This window comes from Pseudomonas sp. P7779, assembly GCF_013386315.1.
GTDB lineage: Bacteria > Pseudomonadota > Gammaproteobacteria > Pseudomonadales > Pseudomonadaceae > Aquipseudomonas.
The window spans coordinates 1-18634 of record NZ_JACARZ010000005.1 but is presented as its reverse complement, the minus strand read 5'-3'; the positions used below and the strand labels follow the sequence as shown (position 1 = coordinate 18634).

Sequence of the window (18634 nt, the reverse complement as noted above, 5' to 3'; positions counted from 1 at the left end):
ATTTAAGCCTGGTAGCTGATCCGCCCATCCACCAGCGTGTACCGCACAGTCGCCGGCAGGCTATGGCCGATGAATGGGCAGTTTTCACCCTTGGACAGCCAGTGTTCCCCGGCAATCGTGGAGCTGGCCGGATCAAACAGCACCAGGTCCGCCGCCGAGCCCACCGCCAGCTTGCCCGCCGGCAGGCGCAGCGCCTCGGCAGGGCCCGCACTGAGGCGCGCCAGCAGGGTCGGCAGGTCCAGCAAACCATCTTCCACCAACGTCATTGCCAGCGGCAGCAACAGCTCGACGCTGCTGATGCCTGGCTCCGTCGCGCCGAACGGCGCCAGCTTGGCATCCCGCTCGTGGGGCTGGTGATGGCTGGAGATCACCGAAACCACCCCGGACTTCACCGCCGCCCGCAAACCGTCACGGTCAGCGCGGGTACGCAGTGGCGGCTGCACGTGATACAGGCTGGAGAAGTCGATCAGCGCCTCATCCGTCAGAATCAGCTGATACAGCGCCACATCCGCCGTCACCGGCAATCCGCGGGCTTGGGCCTGAGCGATCAGGGCCACGCCGCGAGCGCTGGTCAGCTGGCTGAAGTGCGCGCGTACGCCGCTTTGTTCCACCAGCAGCAGGTCGCGGGCCAGGGCCACGGTCTCGGCGGTTTCCGGGATGCCCGGCAGGCCGAGGAAGCTCGCGGTGGCGCCTTCGTGGGCCAGGCCGCCTTCGGCCAGGTCACGGTCCTGGGAGTGGAAAATCACAGTCAGGTCGAAAGTCGCCGCATATTCCAGCGCACGGCACAGGGTGCGGGTGCTGCGAAAGCTCTCCAGGCCGTTGCCGAAGGCCACGCAGCCGGCGTCGCGCAGGGCGATCAGTTCGGCCAGTTGTTCGCCGTCCAGCCCTTTGCTCAGGGCACCGATGGGGAACACTTTGCAGTTGCCGGCTTCGCGGGCGCGGTCGAGGATCAGTTCGGTCACCGCCGAGGTGTCCAGCACCGGTTTGGTGTGGGGCGGGCAGCACAGGCTGGTCACGCCACCGGCAGCGGCGGCGCGGGTTTCGCTGGTGATGTTGCCCTTGCGGCTGTAGCCCGGCTCACGCAGGGCGACGTTCAGGTCAACCAGGCCAGGCGCGGCGATCAGGCCTTTGGCGTCGATAGTTTCGCTGGCGCTGAAGCCTGCGGGTGCGGCGCCGATGGCAATGATCTTGCCGGCTTCCAGGTGTAGATCGGTGACTTGATCCAGGCCGCTGGCCGGATCGATGACTCGGGCGCCGAGAATGCTGAGCTTCACTGGGCGTTCTCCTGCTCGAATTGACGTTGCGCGGTTTGCCCGCTCATGGCCATGGACAACACCGCCATGCGGATGGCGATGCCGTACGTGACCTGGTTGAGAATCACCGACTGCGCGCCATCGGCCACCGCCGACTCAATCTCCACGCCACGGTTGATTGGCCCCGGGTGCATCACGATGGCGTCCGGCTTGGCGCCGGCCAGGCGTGCGGTGGTCAGGCCGAACAGGCGATAGAACTCGCCTTCGCTCGGCAGCAGGCCGCCCGCCATACGCTCGCGCTGCAGGCGCAGCATGATCACCACGTCCACATCCTTCAGGCCTTCGGCCATGTCGGTGTAGACCTTCACGCCGTACTGCTCGATACCGATCGGCAGCAGTGTCTTGGGGGCGATCACGCGGATGTCCGGGCAACCCAGGGTTTTCAGGGCCAGCATGTTCGAGCGTGCAACCCGCGAGTGCAGGATGTCGCCGACAATGGCCACCGAGAGGTTTTCAAAGCTGCCCTTGTGCCGCCGAATGGTCAGCATGTCGAGCATGCCCTGGGTCGGGTGGGCGTGACGGCCGTCGCCGCCGTTGATGATCGCCACATTCGGGCACACGTGCTCGGCGATGAAGTGCGCAGCACCGGAATCGCCGTGGCGCACCACGAACATGTCGGCGGCCATGGCTTCCAGGTTGCGCAGGGTGTCGAGCAGGGTTTCGCCCTTGCTCGCCGACGAGGTGGACACGTTCAGCGTGATCACGTCAGCCGACAGGCGTTGGGCCGCCAGTTCAAAGGTGGTGCGGGTGCGGGTCGAGTTCTCGAAGAACACGTTGCAGATGGTCTTGCCGCGCAGCAACGGGACTTTCTTCACCGCCCGGCCGCCGACTTCGAGAAACGAGTCGGCCGTGTCGAGGATTTCGGTGAGCAGTTCGCGGGGCAAGCCGTCGAGGGACAGGAAGTGTTGCAGCTGGCCCTGAGCATTGAGCTGCAGCGGGCGCTTGGCATCTAGAGGCGTCATCGCGGGGACTCTTTACAAGGCGGTTTAAAGGGCAAGGTCTTGCAGTTCGAGTTCGAGCGGCGTGGGACCGGACAATTTTACCCGCTGGTGGGCTTCCAGGGACAGGGTGGCGCCGACCACGTCCGGGCTGATCGGCAATTCGCCGGCGTCCAGGTCCAGCAGGCAGACCAGGGTCACGCTGGCCGGGCGGCCGTAGTCGAACAGTTCGTTCATCGCGGCACGTATGGTGCGACCGCTCATCAGCACGTCATCGATCAGCACCAGGTGCTGGCCTTCGATCTCGAAGGGCAGGGCCGAGGGGCGCACTTGCGGGTGCAGGCCGTTCTGGCTGAAGTCGTCACGATAGAAAGACACGTCCAGGGTGCCCAGGGGCGAGTCGCTGCCCAGTTCTTCCAGCAGCGCCTGGGCCACCCACACGCCACCGGTGCGGATGCCGATAAAGCGCGGCTCGCTGATGGCACGGTGTTCCAGGTGCGCCTTGAGGCGGATCGCCATCTGGCTGATCAGGTCGGCGGGATTGGGCAGGCTCATGGGTGCTCCTTCTAGGCCTCGCGCAGGCAAGGTCCGGGCTCAAACGTAAGAAGACGCGGCAAGCCGCGTCAGTCAGGATTCAAATAAAGCGGTGTTTTCATCCAGCCAGCCCTGCAACAGCAGGGCCGCGGCGATGGCATCCACCGGGTTGTCGCGGTAACTGCCTTTCTGCCCGCCACGGTCACGGCGCTCGCCCTTGGCTTCGAACGTGGTCAGGCGTTCGTCGTGGGTATAGGAGGGCAGGTTGTAGCGGCCGTTCAGGCGGCGGGCGAACTTTTCGGCCCGCAGGCACATCTCGCTCGGGGTGCCGTCCATGTTCAGCGGCAGGCCGACCACCACGGCGTCGGGCTTCCACTCCTTGATCAGGGCTTCGACCTGGTTCCAGTCCGGCACGCCGTTCTGGGCCTTCAGGGTGCACAGCTCGCGGGCCTGGCCGGTAATCACCTGGCCGACGGCGACGCCGATCTGTTTGGTGCCGTAGTCGAAACCGAGGATCAGACGCAAGGCCATCAGGCGTGCCCCGCCTGGCTGGTCAGCAGGCTGAGGTTGATCCGCAGCTTGGCGGCGGCCGCTTCCAGGCGCAGTTCGCTGGGGGTGTTGAACAGGATGTCGGCGTCGAACGGGCAGGTCAGCCAGGCATTGCTCGCCAGCTCCGCCTCCAGTTGCCCGGCTTCCCAGCCGGCGTAGCCGAGGGTGATCACACTTTGATCAGGCCCTACGCCGTCGGCAATCGCGAACAGGACGTCCTGGGACGTGGACAGGGACAACCCTTCAAGGTCCACGGTCGCCTGGAATTTCGGCCCGGTGGGGTGCAGCACAAAACCCCGGTCCGTCTGCACCGGCCCGCCGATGTAGATCGGTACGTGCTGGCAGCTGGCGGGTGGGTCGATGTCCGGGCGCAGTTGCTCGAGGATATCGGCCAGGTTCAGGTCTTGCGGGCGGTTGACCACCAACCCCATCGCACCATTGGCGGTGTGCTCGACGATGTAGGTCAAGGTCTGCGCAAAGTTCGGGTCGGCCATATGGGGCATGGCGATCAGGAATTGGTGCTTGAGGTAGGTCGGGCTGACATTTTTCATGTCCGCTAGTGTGGCGTTGGAGGGGCGAACTGACAAGCTGAGGATGCGCAGGAAGTCACCGTCAGCATCAATTGCTCGACAGCCGATCACCCTTGGCAAAGCGCCAGGTGCGAATGATTTCCAGGCGGTCGATGTCGTTCAGGTCTCCGGTAAACGGCGCAAAAGGCGCCGCCAGCCGCACGATGCGTTGCGCCGCCTGGTCCAGCAGCGGTTGGCCGGAGGACTCCAGCACCTGCACCTCGTACAAGGTGCCGTCGCGGTTGATCGACACCAGCAGTCGCAAATTGCCGTAGATCTGCTGGCGACGGGCTTCGTCCGGGTAGTTCAGGTTGCCGATGCGCTCGACCTTCTTGCGCCACTCATCCTTATACCAGGCGCCTTTGTCGCGCATGGTGGAGGCGGCGTTGAGGCGGTAGATCCGCGGGCGCTTGGCGTACAGCTGTTGTTCGTGGGCCAGTTCGGCTTCCAGGCTGGAGATCTCACTGGAGAGTTGCGAGCTGTCAAAAGTCGGGGCCGGCGGGGCCGGCGTGGGTTCGGTCTTGGCCTTTTCGCGCTGGGTCGGAGCTTTTTGCGGCTTGGGCGCCACGGTGGTGACCGCCGCCTTGGGTGCGGCCTGTTTCACCTCCGGCTTGGGCGCCGGCGGTGGCGTGACCTTATTGACCTTGTTGTCCTGGAATGGCGCGACTTCAGTGGTCTTGGGCACGGCCTTCTTGTCGAGGGTGCCGCTGCCTTGCTGGTTGTCCTGGGCGAGAAAGTCGGCTTTTTCGGGCTTTTTTTCGCTTTTGAACGTGGCGAGGGTGATTTCCAGGGTCTTGGTGATCTGCTTGGGTTCGGCAAAGGTGAAACCCAGGCCGAGGATCAGCGCCAGGTGAATCAACGCCGCCAGAAACAGGGTAAATCCGAGCCGATCAGCCGGGCGCACGCCGCTGTGGGAGAGTTCGGGGGGCAGATCGGACGGGAGCGTCATGACAAGAAAACCAACATCGCGCGTTTCACAGGTGGCGCATGATAACGCAATGTTGGTTTGTGTCCGGCTGTTCTATGTCACTTGGCTTGTAGCTTGGCGGCAATCGCAGCCATCAGCATTTCGCCGATGTTCGTGCCAAATGCGTTGTCGATCTCGCGAATACAGGTCGGGCTGGTGACGTTGATTTCGGTGAGGTTCTCGCCGATTACGTCCAGGCCTACGAACAGCAGGCCTTTTTCGCGCAGGGTCGGGCCGACTTGGGCTGCAATCCAGCGATCCTTGTCCGTCAGCGGGCGGGCTTCACCCCGGCCACCGGCGGCCAGGTTGCCGCGGGTCTCGCCGGCGGCCGGAATGCGCGCCAGGCAGTAAGGCACCGGCTCGCCGTCGATCATCAGGATGCGCTTGTCGCCGTCCTTGATCGCCGGAATGTAGGCCTGGCCCATGATCTGCTGGGTGCCCAGCGCAGTCAGGGTCTCCAGGATCACCGACAGGTTCGGGTCGCCGGCGCGGTGGCGGAAGATCGAGGTACCGCCCATGCCGTCCAGCGGCTTGAGGATCACATCGCCGTGCTTGGCGGCGAATTCGCGCAGCACATCGGCGCGGCGGCTGACCACGGTCGGCGGCGTGCACTGCGGGAACAGCGTGGCGAACAGCTTTTCATTGCAGTCGCGCAGGCTCTGGGGCTTGTTGACGATCAGCACGCCCGCGCGCTCGGCCTGCTCCAGCAGGTAGGTGGAGTAGACGAACTCCATGTCGAACGGCGGATCCTTGCGCATCAGGATCACGTCGAGGTCGCTCAGGGGGCTGTCGATTTCGTCTTGCAGCTCGAACCACTTCTCGGGGTTGGCAAACACCTGCAGGGGACGCATCCGCGCCCGCGCTTCACCGTCGCCCTGATAAAGGTCCGGCTGCTCCATATAGAACAGGCTCCAGCCGCGGGCCTGGGCGGCCAGCAGCATGGCCAGCGAGCTGTCCTTTTTATAGGAAATGCTGGCGATAGGGTCCATGACAATGCCGACGCGAACGCTCATGGGGGATTTCCTCTAGCAAATAAGGGCGCATAAAAGTGGCGTCAGAGTGGCGCTGCGGCTGTTGTGGGTCAAGGAAAAACCACCATGCGGGTCGGCCGATAGATTGCGTTCTGAGACTGTGCTAAAAAGGCTGCCATGGCACATCAGCCCTTGAATTCCGAGGCTTTTGGCGCTCGTCCTGTGCAACATCAGGCAGTACACACCGAAAACCTATTCGCTGTGGCGATGGTAGAGCAGATATGGAACAGCATTCCAACGCCTTGAAAGTGATGGTGATCGACGATTCGAAAACGATTCGCCGCACGGCCGAAACACTGTTGAAGAACGTAGGGTGCGACGTCATCACGGCCATCGACGGTTTCGATGCCCTGGCCAAGATTGTTGACCATCATCCACACATTATCTTTGTCGACATCATGATGCCGCGCCTGGATGGCTATCAGACCTGCGCGCTGGTGAAGAACAACCCGGCGTTCAAGTCGATCCCGGTAATCATGCTGTCCTCCAAGGATGGTCTGTTCGACAAGGCCAAGGGGCGCATCGTCGGCTCTGATCAGTTTTTGACCAAGCCTTTCAGCAAGGAAGAACTGCTGAGCGCGATCAAGGCCTATGTACCGGGCTTCGCCGCAGTAGAACAAGCACACTGACGGGGGCCCCACGAGGGCTTGCGTCTACTAGATAAGTGGGGAAAACCATGGCACGTGTTCTGATCGTCGACGATTCGCCGACTGAAATGTACAAACTGACCGAAATGCTCGAAAAGCACGGTCACACCGTCCTCAAGGCCCAGAACGGCGGCGATGGCGTTGCGCTGGCCCGTCAGGAAAAGCCGGATGCGGTGCTGATGGATATCGTGATGCCGGGCCTCAATGGCTTCCAGGCCACCCGTCAGTTGACCAAAGATGCCGAGACCAGCCACATCCCGGTGATCATCATCACCACCAAGGATCAGGAAACCGACAAGATCTGGGGCGAGCGCCAGGGCGCCAAGGATTACCTGACCAAGCCGGTAGACGAAGAAACCCTGATCGCCACCCTGAACAAGGTGCTGGCCGGCTGACGGCACGTTCCCATGACCGAGTCGCAAACCGCCTTCGAGCTGCTGCTGGACATCGACCGCCGCTGCCGCTTGCTGGCTGCCGACCTGCCGTCCCAGGAAACCCGGCTGCTCAGCTGGAGCGGGATCGGGTTTCGCCTGGGCGAACACTGGTACGTGGCGCCCATGGGCGAGGTGGCGGAAGTGCTGCACGAACCGCGCTGTACCTTGATGCCCGGGGTCAAGCCGTGGATCAAGGGCGTGGCCAACCTGCGCGGGCGCTTGCTGCCGGTGATGGACCTGGGCGGTTTCCTTGGCCTTGAGCTGTCGGTGGCGCGCAAACAACGGCGGGTGCTGGTGGTGGAGTATCAGGACGTGTTTGTCGGCCTGTTGGTGGACGAGGTGGTGGGCATGCAGCATTTCGCACAAGACGCGTTGTCGACGAGCACCGCAGGCGGCGCGCCGTTTATCCAGGGCCAGTTCGACGGCGACCAGCTGTGGCAGGTCTTCAGCCCCTTCGCCCTGGCCCAGGCCCCAGGTTTCATGGATGTCGCCGCATGAGTACCGTCACCCCGGTCAAACCCCAGGAAGCCTCCCGCAGCCGCTCGCAGATCATCGTGCTGTTTATCGCGCTGATCGTGTTCATCATGCTGCTGTTCGCCAACTTCGCGTACCTCAACACCCAGTCTACCTACGACAAACAGTACATCGGCCACGCCGGCGAGCTGCGGGTGCTGTCCCAGCGCATCGCCAAGAACGCCACCGAGGCTGCCGCCGGCAAGGCGGCGGCGTTCAAGCTGCTGGGGGATGCGCGCAACGATTTTGCCCAGCGCTGGGGTTACCTGAAAAAAGGCGACCCGGCCACCGGCCTGCCTGCCGCACCCACCGCCGTGCGTGCAGAAATGCGCGCCGTGCAGACCGACTGGGAAGCGCTGCTGAAAAACGCCGATGCGATTCTGGCCAGCGAGCAAACGGTGCTGTCGCTGCATCAAGTGGCCGCGACCCTGGCGGAAACCGTTCCGCAGTTGCAGATGGAGTCGGAAAAGGTTGTCGATATTCTGCTGCAACGCGGCGCACCGGCCAGCCAGGTAGCGTTGGCCCAGCGCCAGTCATTGCTGGCCGAACGCATCCTGGGGGCGGTGAACACCGTGCTGGCGGGGGACGAGACTGCCGTGCAGGCCGCCGATGCCTTTGGCCGCGATGCCAACCGTTTCGGCGTGGTGCTCAGTGGCATGCTCAACGGCAATCCCGGGCTGCGCATCACCCAGGTTGAAGACCACGACGCCCGCGCCCGGTTGGCGGAGATTTCCGAGCTGTTCGAATTCGTCTCCGGTTCCGTGGACGAAATCCTCGAGACCTCGCCGCAGCTGTTCCAGGTGCGCGCCTCGGCGAGCAATATCTTCAACCTGTCGCAAACCCTGCTGGACGAAGCCTCGCACCTGGCCACCGGCTTTGAAAACCTGGCGGACGGGCGCACTTTCGACACCATCGGCGGCTACGTGCTGGGCTTGCTGGCGCTGGCCTCGATCATCCTGATCGGCCTGGTGATGGTCCGCGAGACCAACCGCCAGTTGCGGGAAACCGCCGAGAAGAACGAGCGCAACCAGAACGCGATCATGCGCCTGCTGGATGAGATTGAAGACTTGGCCGACGGCGACCTGACCGTCACCGCCTCGGTCACCGAAGACTTCACCGGCACCATTGCCGACTCCATCAACTATTCCGTGGACCAACTGCGCGACCTGGTGGCCACCATCAACCTCACTGCCGGCCAGGTGGCTGGTGCGGTGCAGGACACCCAGGCCACCGCCATGCACCTGGCCCAAGCGTCGGAGCATCAGGCACAGCAGATTGCCGAAGCCTCCACGGCGATCAACCAGATGGCCCAGTCCATCGACCAGGTGTCGGCCAACGCCGCTGAATCGTCGGCAGTGGCCGAGCGTTCGGTAGAGATTGCCAACAAGGGCAACGAGGTGGTGCACAACACCATCCACGGCATGGACAACATCCGCGAACAGATCCAGGACACCGCCAAGCGCATCAAGCGCCTGGGGGAATCGTCCCAGGAAATTGGCGACATCGTCAGCCTGATCGATGACATCGCCGAGCAGACCAACATCCTCGCGCTCAACGCCGCGATCCAGGCGAGCATGGCCGGTGATGCCGGGCGTGGTTTTGCGGTGGTGGCCGATGAAGTGCAGCGCCTGGCTGAGCGCTCTTCGGCGGCGACCCGACAGATCGAAACCCTGGTGCGAGCGATCCAGACGGATACCAACGAAGCCGTGATTTCCATGGAGCAGACCACCACCGAAGTGGTGCGCGGTGCGCGGCTGGCCCAGGACGCCGGGGTGGCGCTGGAAGAGATCGAAGGCGTGTCGAAAACCCTGGCGGCGCTGATCCAGAGTATCTCCAACGCGGCGCAGCAGCAGACGTCGTCGGCGGGGCAGATTTCCCTGACGATGAACGTGATCCAGCAGATCACCACTCAGACTTCGTCAGGCTCTACGGCCACTGCCGAGAGCATCGGCAACCTGGCAAAAATGGCCAGTCAGTTGCGGCGGTCGGTGTCGGGGTTCACCTTGCCGGCGGCGAAGCGGGTGGATGAGTGAAATGCACCCTCGAAAACACCGAAAAGCAAATGTGGGAGCGGGCTTGCTCGCGAATGCGGTGTGTCAGTCGCCGACGCTTTGTCTGACCCACCGCATTCGCGAGCAAGCCCGCTCCCACAGTTGATCTCCTTTGTTTTGAGATCGGTGTACGCATGACCCAGCACTACCAGCAACTCATGAATTCAGACGGGAGCGGTTATGGTTGATCGGCACGACTACGTGGCCCTCGAATGGGTCAAGGGCGAAATTGCCGAAACCCTGAAACAGGCCCGCTCGGCGCTGGACGCCTATGTTGAAGAAAGCAGCAGCGAGGCCATCGGCCAGTGCCTAAAATGCATCCATCAGGTGCATGGCAGCCTGTTGATGGTCGAGTTCTACGGCGCGGCCCTGTTCGCTGAAGAAATGGAACAACTGGCCCTCGCCCTGCAAGGCGCGCGCGTCAGCCAGCGCGACGAAGGCATTCGCCTGCTGCAACAGGGCCTTGGCCAACTGCCGCTGTACCTCGACCGCGTACACAGCGCCCGGCGCGACCTGCCCCTGGTGGTGCTGCCGCTGCTCAACGACCTGCGCAGCGTGCGCGGCGAAAGCCTGCTCTCGGAAACCAGCCTGTTCAGCCCGCAACTGCTGGTGATCCCGCCGCTGCCCGAAGACGCCCTGGCCCAGCGCACGCCAGAGGATTTCCCCGAGCTGCTGCGCCAGTGGCGGCAGATGCTGCAACAGGCGCTGGTCGGTTTGCTGCGCGAAGACCACGGCCCCAGCAACCTGGAAGACATGGCTCGGGTCTTCGCCCGCCTCGAAGCCCTGTGCCATGGTGCGCCGCTGTTACCGTTGTGGCAGGTCACCTCGGCGCTGGTGGAAGGCATGCTCATTGGCGTGGTTGCCAACAGCCCGGCGTTGCGCAGTTTGCTCAAGGCCTGCGACAAGCAACTCAAGCGCCTGCTGATCCAGGGCATCAACGGCATCAACACCCCGGCCCCGGATGAGCTGCTCAAGAGCCTGTTGTTCTACGTCGCCAAAGTCACCCGACCGACTCCACGGATGCAAAGTTTGAAAGAACGATATGGCCTCGATGAAGCTTTGCCCGACAGCGCCGTGGTGGACGCCGAACGCGCCCGCCTGGCCGGCCCGGACCGCGACGCGATGGGCTCGGTGCTCGGCGCGTTGTGCGAGGAGCTGGTGCGGGTCAAGGAACGCCTGGACCTGTTCGTACGCAGCGACCGTCAGCACGCCTCGGACCTTGAGGCGTTGCTGGCGCCGCTGCGGCAGATCGCCGATACCCTCGCCGTATTGGGCTTCGGCCAGCCGCGCAAAGTGATCATCGACCAACTGGCGGTGGTACTCGGCCTGGCCCAGGGGCAGCGCGAACCCAACGATGCGGTATTGATGGACGTTGCCGGTGCGTTGCTCTACGTCGAGGCCACGCTGGCCGGGATGGTCGGCACTGTCGAGCCGGAGCGCCGCGAAGAAAGCCGCCTGCCTACCACCGACCTGACGCAGATCCACCACCTCGTCATCCGCGAATCCTGCCAGTGCCTGACCCAGGCCAAAGAGCTGGTGATCGACTGCATCGAGGCCCATTGGGACCGCCAGCGCCTGGAGTCGCTGCCCGAGTTGCTGACCCAGGTGCGCGGCGCGCTGGCGATGATTCCGCTGCCCCGTGCGGCGAGCCTGATGCGTGGCTGCAATGACTACGTCAACGAGCAACAGATGGTCGGCGACGCCGCGCCTTCCGAGGCGCAGCTTGAGCATTTTGCCGATGTGCTCACCAGCCTCGAGTACTACCTGGAACGCATGCTCCAGGACCACGACGCCCCGGGCGAACGGGTGCTGGAAGTCGCCGCTGAAGGCCTGGCCGCGCTGGGCTATTTGCCGGCCGAAAAACCCTGGCGCCAGGCACTGCTTGAGCAGGGTGACACGCCCACGGAGCAAACCCCGTTCCTCGCCGATGCGTTGGCCAGCCCCACCTCGCGCCTCAACCCGCCGGCACTCCAGCGTCCCGGCAGCCTGCTGCCGCCGCCCGCCGGTGAAGAAGCCATCGATGATGAACTGCGGGAAGTCTTCCTCGAAGAAACCGCCGAAGTCCTCGATGTGCTGCATCGCTATGTGCCCGCCGGCACCGCCAGCCTGGAAGACAAGGCCACCCTGAGCGAAATGCGCCGCGCCTTCCACACCTTGAAAGGCAGTGGCCGCATGGTGCGCGCCCTGGTGTTGGCAGAGCTGGCCTGGGCCGTGGAAAACCTGCTCAACCGCGTGCTGGAGCGCAGCGTCGCGCCGGGCCCGGATGTGCAAGCAGTGCTGGATGACGTGTTGGAATTGCTGCCGGAACTGATCACCGATTTTGCCGACGATGCCCAGCGCCAGCGCGATGACGTAGACGAACTGGCGGCGCGGGCGCACGCCCTGGCCAGCCGTGTCGAACCGTCGGCCACAGACCCGGCCGCCCTGGACCCGCAGTTGCTGGAAATCTTCCGCAACGAAGCCCAGAGCCACCTCGACAGCCTCAACCGCTTCCTGCAACAGGCCACCGAGCACCTGCCGCTGCAAGTCAGTGATGACCTGCAACGTGCACTGCACACCCTCAAAGGCAGCGCCTATATGGCCGGTGTGTTGCCCATCGCCGAACTGGCGCGCCCGCTGGATCACCTGACCCGCGAATACAAGGCCCACCGCCTGCCGCTGGACCTGGATGAAATCGAATTGCTGCTGGAGGCCGAAGCGTTGTTCCAGCGCGGCGTGCGCCAGCTGGACAGTGACCCTCACGCGGCCATCAATGGTGCAGCAGGGCTGATCCAGCGCACGCAAAACCTGCTGAACAGCCAGCTTGAAGCCTTGCTGAATGCGCCCAACACCGGCCTGCGGATCAAGCGCGACCCGCAGTTGATCGCCAACTTCCTGGCCCAGGGCATGGACATCCTGCTGGACGCCGAAAGCCTGCTGCGCCGCTGGCAACAGCACCCCGGCGAACGCCAGGAACTGAGCGCGCTGCTGGACGAACTGACCACCCTCGGCGAAGGCGCGCACCTCGCCGACCTGCACCCGATGGACGAATTGTGCGAAGCCTTGCTCGACCTCTACGGCGCAGTGGAAGAAAGCAGCCTGGCGGTCAGCGAGCGCTTCTTCCACGAGGCCGAACAGGCCCACGAAGCCCTGATCAACATGCTCGACCAACTGGCCGCCGGCCAGGAAATCAGCGCGGCGCCGGCCCGGGTACGCGCCCTGCGCGAGCTGCTGGATGAAGGCCTCGACCCGTCCGCCACCGGCTTGATCAAGACCGATGGCAGCCGCGCGCTGAGCATCTCCGAGCTGGGCGCCGCTACGGCGAAGCTCGATCAGGGTTTTGCGGTGGATGACGAGATCGTCGAGATCTTCCTTGAGGAAGCGGTGGACATCCTCGACAGCGCCGGCCAGTCCTTGAAGCGTTGGCTGCTGGACCCGGATAACGCAGCGCCGCTGTCATCGTTGCAGCGGGATTTGCACACCCTCAAGGGTGGCGCGCGCATGGCTGAAATCGGCGCGGTGGGCGACCTGGCCCTTGAGCTGGAAAACCTTTACGAAGGTTTGGTGGACCGTCGCTACAGCTATTCCAGCGAGCTGGCCAATGTGTTGATGGCCAGTCATGAGCGGCTGGCGCTGTTGCTTGAGCAACTGCAACACCAGCAACCGTTGAGCGACTCCTCCGACCTGATCAGCCACTTGCGTGAGTTGCGCCAAGGCACCGGACAAGCGGCGCCCGCAGCGGCCGCCGAAGTCGAGACGCCGGGCAGTGATCCCGAGCTGCTGGATATCTTTCTCGAAGAGGCCGCCGACATCCTCGACAGCTCCGGCGCCGCGCTGTTGCGCTGGCAGGCCGAGCCGAAAAATCGCCAGGAAGTCGAGACACTGCTGCGCGACCTGCACACCCTCAAGGGCGGCGCTCGCATGGTCGAGATCGGCCCGATTGGCGACCTGGCCCATGAGCTGGAGTTTCTCTATGAGGGCTTGTCGGCAGGTTTGCTGGCGCCCTCGGCGGAGCTGTTCGCCTTGCTGCAAGGCTGCCACGACCGCCTGGCGCAGATGATCGATGCGGTGGCGGCGGGAATGCCGGTGGGCTCGGTGGACCTGCTGATCGAGCGCATCAAGAGCCTGGTGCGTCCGGCTGAAGTGACGGACGCACCGCTGGCGTTGACGGCAACCAAAACCGAGGCGGTGCCGGCCAGCGATCCGGCCGCCGACATGGTGAAGATCTCTGCCGACTTGCTGGATGACCTGGTCAACCTGGCGGGTGAAACTTCGATCTTCCGTGGGCGTATCGAGCAGCAGGTCAACGATGCGAGCGTTGCCCTCAACGAGGTGGAAACCACCATCGAGCGTATGCGCGATCAACTACGCCGCCTCGACACCGAGACCCAGGGCCGCATCCTCAGCCGCCAGCAGGCCGAGGCCGAACGCCTGGGCTACGAAGAATTCGACCCGCTGGAAATGGACCGCCATTCCCAGTTGCAACAACTGTCCCGGGCCCTGTTCGAATCGGCTTCCGACCTGCTCGACCTCAAGGAAACCCTCGACCGCCGCAACCAGGATGCCCACAACCTGCTGCAGCAACAGGCGCGCATCAACACCGAGTTGCAGGAAGGCCTGATGCGCACGCGCATGGTGCCTTTCGAACGCATGCTGCCACGGCTTAAACGCATCGTGCGGCAGGTGGCGGGCGAGCTGGGCAAGGACGTGGAATTTATCGTCGGCAATGCCGAAGGCGAGATGGACCGCAACGTGCTGGAGCGCATGGTCGCGCCGCTGGAACACATGTTGCGCAACGCCGTCGACCACGGCCTGGAATCCCGCGATGCACGATTGCTGGCCGGTAAACCCGAGAAAGGCCGCATCACCCTGGACCTGACCCACGAAGGCGGCGACATCGTTTTCGACATGCGCGACGACGGCGCCGGCGTGCCGCTTGAAGCCGTGCGGCGCAAGGCGATCAAGCGTGGCTTGCTCGATCCCAACCTGGAAATCAGTGACCGCGACGTGTTGCAGTTCATCCTGCAACCGGGGTTTTCCACTGCCGAAAAAATCACCCAGATTTCCGGGCGTGGCGTGGGCATGGACGTGGTGCATGAAGAAGTGCGCCAGCTGGGCGGCTCGATGGTCATCGACTCGACGCCGGGAGAGGGCGTGCACTTTCGCATTCGCCTGCCGTTCACTGTGTCGGTCAACCGGGCGATGATGGTGCAGTGTGCCGACGATCAATACGCGATCCCGCTGAACACCATCGAAGGCCTGGTGCGGGTCATGCCCCATGAGCTGGAAGGGCACTATCAGCAGGACCCGCCGCGCTACGAATACGCCGGCCAACGCTACGAACTGTTCTACCTCGGCGACCTGCTGCACACCGTCGGCCGGCCGAACCTGCTGGGCCAGTACCAGCCGCTGCCGGTGCTGCTGGTGCAATGCAACGAACGGCGCGTGGCGGTGCAAGTGGACGCCATGGCCGGCACCCGGGAGATCGTGGTCAAGGGCCTGGGGCCGCAGTTTGCCGGGGTGAAGGGCGTGTCTGGCGCAACCATCCTTGGCGATGGCCGCGTGGTGCTGATCATCGACCTGATGGCGCATATCCGCGCCCGGCCACCGGCGTTGCCGGCCCAGGCGGCGGACGCTCCGTTGATCCTCAACGACCCGCTGAAAAAGCGCCCGCTGCTGGTGCTGGTGGTGGACGACTCGGTCACCGTGCGCAAAGTCACCAGCCGCCTGCTGGAGCGCAACGGCATGAACGTGCTCACCGCCAAGGACGGCATCGACGCCATGGCCGTGCTGGAAGAGCACACCCCGGACCTGATGCTGCTCGACATCGAAATGCCGCGCATGGACGGCTTCGAAGTGGCCATCCAGGTGCGTGACGACCCGCGGCTGATGCGCATGCCCATCATCATGATCACCTCCCGCACCGGGCAAAAACACCGTGATCGTGCGATGGCGATTGGCGTCAACGACTACCTCGGCAAGCCTTATCAAGAGTCGGTGCTGCTGGAAAGCATCGCTTACTGGAGCAAGTCCCGTGCTTGATCACCGCGCAACTCAACTCACCGGCTTGCTGCTGCCATTGGCCGACCGTCAGCTGTTGTTGCCCAACGTCGCCGTGGCCGAGCTGATCGACTTCCAGCGCGGCGAACCGGCCAGTGATGCGCCGCCGTGGTATTTGCGGCAGGTTACCTGGCGGGATCGGCAGTTACCGTTGATCAGCTTTGAGGCCGCGTGTGGCGAGTCGGGCGTGGTGGGAGAGCGCGCGCGGATTGTGGTGTTGAACACCCTCGGAGGACGGCCGACGTTGAAGTTTATTGCGTTGGTGATCCAGGGGATTCCGCGTTCGTACAAGCTCGATAGCCAGTTGAGTTATGTGGACGTGCCGTTGTGCCCGCTGGAGTTGGCGGCGGTGCAGGTGGGGGAGCATGTGGCGAAGGTGCCGGATTTGATGGGGTTGGAGGCGTTGCTGGTGGAGGCCGGATTGGCCTGAGTGTAACCGTCAGTCAATCCGTGCAAACCGTTCGATTTTCGGTTGATCTCGATGCTCTGCCTGCCACAGGTCATAGGCACTTTGCATCGAAAGCCACAACCGAGCTTTGCTGATACCTGCCCGTTCTAGCCTTACCGCAAGATCCGGGCTGATTGGCGCGTGTCCGTGGAGGATTCTAGAGAATGTTTCTCTGGCGAAGCCAAGGCGCCGTGCCATTTCAGTAATGGTGATGCCCAAGGCCGGGATCACGTCCTCAAGCAGGATTTCGCCAGGGTGGGGAGGGTTATGCATGTCCATATCGATGCCTTTACTCAGTGATAGTCCAAATAATCGACCAGTTCTACCTGGTCGTTGAACATCCGAAAAATAATGCGCCAGTTACCGCTGATACTGACGGACCAGTAGTCGATCAGATCGCCTTTCAATCGGTGAAACCGCCAACCGGGCATGTCCAGTTCATCACGGTGTGTGGCTCTATTCAGAACCAGCAACACACGACGCAAGCGTTTTGCATGGTCTGCGTTGATACCTTTAGTAGAACCAGTCTCAAAAAAGACCCTGAGGCCTTTATGCTTCCAGCTAACGATCATGGCGAGATTGTGATGTGATACATCACGCTCTGCAATGGCCTTGTATCAGGTTTGGATATCAGATTCATAACGCCCAATCGGTGACATGCTTCGGACCGAAAAGGCTAGAGAGACGGGTTCCGAGCAACAACCCGAAAAGTTTGTAGGAGCAATCGGCGTGCGCTTTACGGTCGGATTTTTCCTGCAACCTCTCGCGCTGTGCATGAACTTGTTGTGCCCTGCGATCGCGCCTAGTCTTCGTGCGTCATCGCAAAAAACGGTGACACGGACGTGCAAGTCCGACGAAACTGTTTAGGCGTACAAACGCCCAGCCATCCAACGGGCGTTTTTTGTGCTCGCTGCTTTATGGCGGCTGCGCGCAGGAGGTCTTCGGACCTGCTGGGTGTCCTAAACAGGCCCGGTCTTGCACACCTGCGCACGGTCGCCACCCTTATTCGCGTGCAAGCGAACGGTGGCGCTCCTTACTCATCTGTTTAGGAGTTTCATCATGTTCAAACCTACCCCCAATCCGCCCCACAACGCTGAAATCGAACACCGCAAACTCCAGGCCGCCGCCGAGCGTGCGATGGATCATTACTTTCCGACTTCGGCTTCATCTTCACTCTTTACCGTCACCCCCTCTCAATCCACCGAAGCCCTGCTGGCCAACGCTTCTGAAACCTTTGCCTCACTCAACGCCCTGACTTCCAACCTGGCCTTTGAATTGGAAGGTTCCCAGCGCGGCGTGGTGCTGGCCATTCAGCAGATGAGTGAGCTGGGGCAGTTACTGGTTGATCAGGCACTGGAGCAGGTTGCTCCTTCTTGCGCAGCCTAAAAACTTGATCGTTCCCAAAAAGGGACCTATCGTTCCCTTTTTGGGACTCTTCGGTCGCTGCCATGCAAACCCTGCCCCTTAGCACTGCGCTATTCACCGTGACTCAGCAGAAAGTCTTGGGTTTGCTCTTTGGCAAGCCCGACCATAGCTTCTTCACCAATGAAATCGCCCGCTGGGCAAAGGTGGGCAAGGGCAGCCTGACCCGCGAGCTGGAGCGTTTGCAGTTGGCAGGCATCCTGACGGTGACGCGCCAGGGCAACCAAACCCACTACCAGGCCAACCCGCAGTGCCCCGTTTACTCGGAGCTGTTGGCCATCGTGCGCAAGACCCTGAGCCTGGATGAGCCATTGCGCAACGCACTGGCTCCATTTGCCACGCAACTGAAGTGGGCATTTATCTACGGTTCCATCGCCAAGGGCGAGGCGCACTCATCCAGTGACATAGATCTGATGCTGATCGGCGAAAGCCTCAACTACAGTGAAGTCATGGAGCAGCTCATGCCGCTGGAAGAGCAACTGGGCCGCACCATCAACCCGACGCTCTATACCCCCGAAGACTGGATCGGCAAATGGAATGCCGGTCATAGTTTTGTGCAGCGGGTGGCGGAGCAGGACAAGATCAACCTGATTGGGGAAAACCCCGTGGAGTCCAAGGATGGACAGCAAGGCAAACCTGGAGAACCTGCGACGTAGTGGTGGCTTGAAGGCTGAGCCGCCGGATCGCACGGAATGTGATGGGTTGATGCGCTCTGCCCGTGATCGATTGAAGGACGCCAAAACCCCGCAATTATCTTTCGCCAGCCGTTTTGATTTGGCTTACAACGCGGCCCACGCAATCGCCCTCACAGCCTTGCGCTTGCACGGCTATCGCTCGGACAAGCGCTATCTGGTGTTCCAATGCCTGCTTCATACCACCGCAGCCAACAAGGTTCAGGTAAGACTGTTTGCGCTATGCCACGAGCGCCGCAACCTGGCGGAATATGAAGGGTATATGGATGAGGATGAGGGGTTGTTGGAGCAACTGATTGCGCATACTCAAGCGCTATTGAAGGAGGTCGAACAGTGGGTGACTAACCAGAAATAGCGGCTTGGGTGATAAAGCGAGATCGGTCCCAAAAAGGGACTGATCGTTCCCATTTGGGGACTTCTGCGCACGTTCTCCCGAACAGCGCTGAGCAAATGTGGGAGCGGGCTTGCTCGCGAATGCGGTGTGTCA

The 18634-nt window shown here is 62.6% G+C and carries 18 protein-coding genes; 9 read left to right on the top strand and 9 right to left on the bottom strand.

Features of this window, described 5'->3' with window-relative positions:
- Positions 1-2 precede the first annotated feature (2 nt).
- The 7 genes from HX869_RS01675 to gshB all read right to left on the bottom strand — a co-directional run bounded on the left by HX869_RS01675 (position 3) and on the right by gshB (position 5883).
- Positions 3-1274 (bottom strand): dihydroorotase, encoded by a 1272-nt coding sequence (locus HX869_RS01675; RefSeq protein ID WP_178902669.1) that lies wholly within the window; start codon positions 1272-1274, stop codon positions 3-5.
- Positions 1271-2275, bottom strand: coding sequence for an aspartate carbamoyltransferase catalytic subunit (locus HX869_RS01670; RefSeq protein WP_003213748.1), 1005 nt, complete (start codon positions 2273-2275; stop codon positions 1271-1273). Before HX869_RS01670 ends, HX869_RS01675 begins: the two co-directional genes overlap by 4 nt.
- A 24-nt stretch (positions 2276-2299) precedes the next feature.
- Positions 2300-2806: a bifunctional pyr operon transcriptional regulator/uracil phosphoribosyltransferase PyrR gene (pyrR, locus tag HX869_RS01665; RefSeq protein WP_003213746.1), complete on the bottom strand. Its 507-nt coding sequence runs from the start codon at positions 2804-2806 to the stop codon at positions 2300-2302.
- A 72-nt stretch (positions 2807-2878) separates the two neighbouring features.
- The gene (gene ruvX / locus HX869_RS01660) at positions 2879-3316 is read right to left on the bottom strand and encodes a Holliday junction resolvase RuvX (RefSeq protein ID WP_178902668.1); all 438 of its coding nucleotides are present in this window, start codon (positions 3314-3316) and stop codon (positions 2879-2881) included.
- The gene (locus HX869_RS01655; protein ID WP_003213742.1) at positions 3316-3885 is read right to left on the bottom strand and encodes a YqgE/AlgH family protein; all 570 of its coding nucleotides are present in this window, start codon (positions 3883-3885) and stop codon (positions 3316-3318) included. Before HX869_RS01655 ends, ruvX begins: the two co-directional genes overlap by 1 nt.
- A gap of 67 nt (positions 3886-3952) precedes the next feature.
- Positions 3953-4852, bottom strand: a complete 900-nt coding sequence (locus HX869_RS01650) for an energy transducer TonB (protein WP_003213740.1) — start codon at positions 4850-4852, stop codon at positions 3953-3955.
- 77 nt (positions 4853-4929) lie between these two features.
- Positions 4930-5883 (bottom strand): glutathione synthase, encoded by a 954-nt coding sequence (gshB, locus tag HX869_RS01645; protein ID WP_003213738.1) that lies wholly within the window; start codon positions 5881-5883, stop codon positions 4930-4932.
- A gap of 239 nt (positions 5884-6122) precedes the next feature.
- On the opposite strand from gshB, the gene pilG reads away from it, so the two are divergent.
- The 6 genes from pilG (at position 6123) to HX869_RS01615 (ending at position 16015) form a co-directional block, all read left to right on the top strand.
- Complete coding sequence (pilG, locus tag HX869_RS01640) at positions 6123-6530, top strand: twitching motility response regulator PilG (protein ID WP_003213736.1); 408 nt, start codon at positions 6123-6125, stop codon at positions 6528-6530.
- Positions 6531-6577: 47 nt separating this feature from the next.
- Entirely contained in the window at positions 6578-6943 is a 366-nt protein-coding gene (gene pilH / locus HX869_RS01635; protein WP_003213734.1) for a twitching motility response regulator PilH, read from the top strand.
- Between the two features lie 12 nt (positions 6944-6955).
- On the top strand, positions 6956-7480 hold the full coding sequence (locus HX869_RS01630) for a chemotaxis protein CheW (protein WP_003213731.1): 525 nt from the start codon (positions 6956-6958) through the stop codon (positions 7478-7480).
- Complete coding sequence (locus HX869_RS01625) at positions 7477-9528, top strand: methyl-accepting chemotaxis protein (RefSeq protein ID WP_008434142.1); 2052 nt, start codon at positions 7477-7479, stop codon at positions 9526-9528. Before HX869_RS01630 ends, HX869_RS01625 begins: the two co-directional genes overlap by 4 nt.
- A gap of 198 nt (positions 9529-9726) precedes the next feature.
- Positions 9727-15567: an Hpt domain-containing protein gene (locus HX869_RS01620; protein ID WP_178902667.1), complete on the top strand. Its 5841-nt coding sequence runs from the start codon at positions 9727-9729 to the stop codon at positions 15565-15567.
- Entirely contained in the window at positions 15560-16015 is a 456-nt protein-coding gene (locus HX869_RS01615) for a chemotaxis protein CheW (protein ID WP_177041202.1), read from the top strand. Before HX869_RS01620 ends, HX869_RS01615 begins: the two co-directional genes overlap by 8 nt.
- A gap of 9 nt (positions 16016-16024) precedes the next feature.
- Here HX869_RS01615 and HX869_RS01610 read toward each other — a convergent pair whose 3' ends face one another.
- Complete coding sequence (locus HX869_RS01610) at positions 16025-16312, bottom strand: HigA family addiction module antitoxin (protein WP_087693245.1); 288 nt, start codon at positions 16310-16312, stop codon at positions 16025-16027.
- A 14-nt stretch (positions 16313-16326) separates the two neighbouring features.
- A complete protein-coding gene (locus HX869_RS01605; RefSeq protein WP_087693244.1) occupies positions 16327-16605 on the bottom strand; it encodes a type II toxin-antitoxin system RelE/ParE family toxin in 279 nt (92 codons plus the stop codon).
- A gap of 487 nt (positions 16606-17092) precedes the next feature.
- Here HX869_RS01605 and HX869_RS01600 point away from each other — a divergent pair, with 487 nt between their 5' ends.
- The 3 genes from HX869_RS01600 to HX869_RS01590 all read left to right on the top strand — a co-directional run bounded on the left by HX869_RS01600 (position 17093) and on the right by HX869_RS01590 (position 18502).
- The gene (locus HX869_RS01600) at positions 17093-17419 is read left to right on the top strand and encodes a DUF6124 family protein (RefSeq protein WP_023659313.1); all 327 of its coding nucleotides are present in this window, start codon (positions 17093-17095) and stop codon (positions 17417-17419) included.
- A 62-nt stretch (positions 17420-17481) separates the two neighbouring features.
- Positions 17482-18111 carry a nucleotidyltransferase domain-containing protein gene (locus HX869_RS01595; RefSeq protein ID WP_003216798.1) on the top strand — a complete coding sequence of 210 codons (630 nt, stop codon included), beginning with the start codon at positions 17482-17484 and terminating at the stop codon, positions 18109-18111.
- Positions 18074-18502 carry a hypothetical protein gene (locus tag HX869_RS01590; protein WP_178902666.1) on the top strand — a complete coding sequence of 143 codons (429 nt, stop codon included), beginning with the start codon at positions 18074-18076 and terminating at the stop codon, positions 18500-18502. The genes HX869_RS01595 and HX869_RS01590 overlap by 38 nt, the downstream gene beginning before the upstream one ends.
- Positions 18503-18634: the final 132 nt, after the last annotated feature.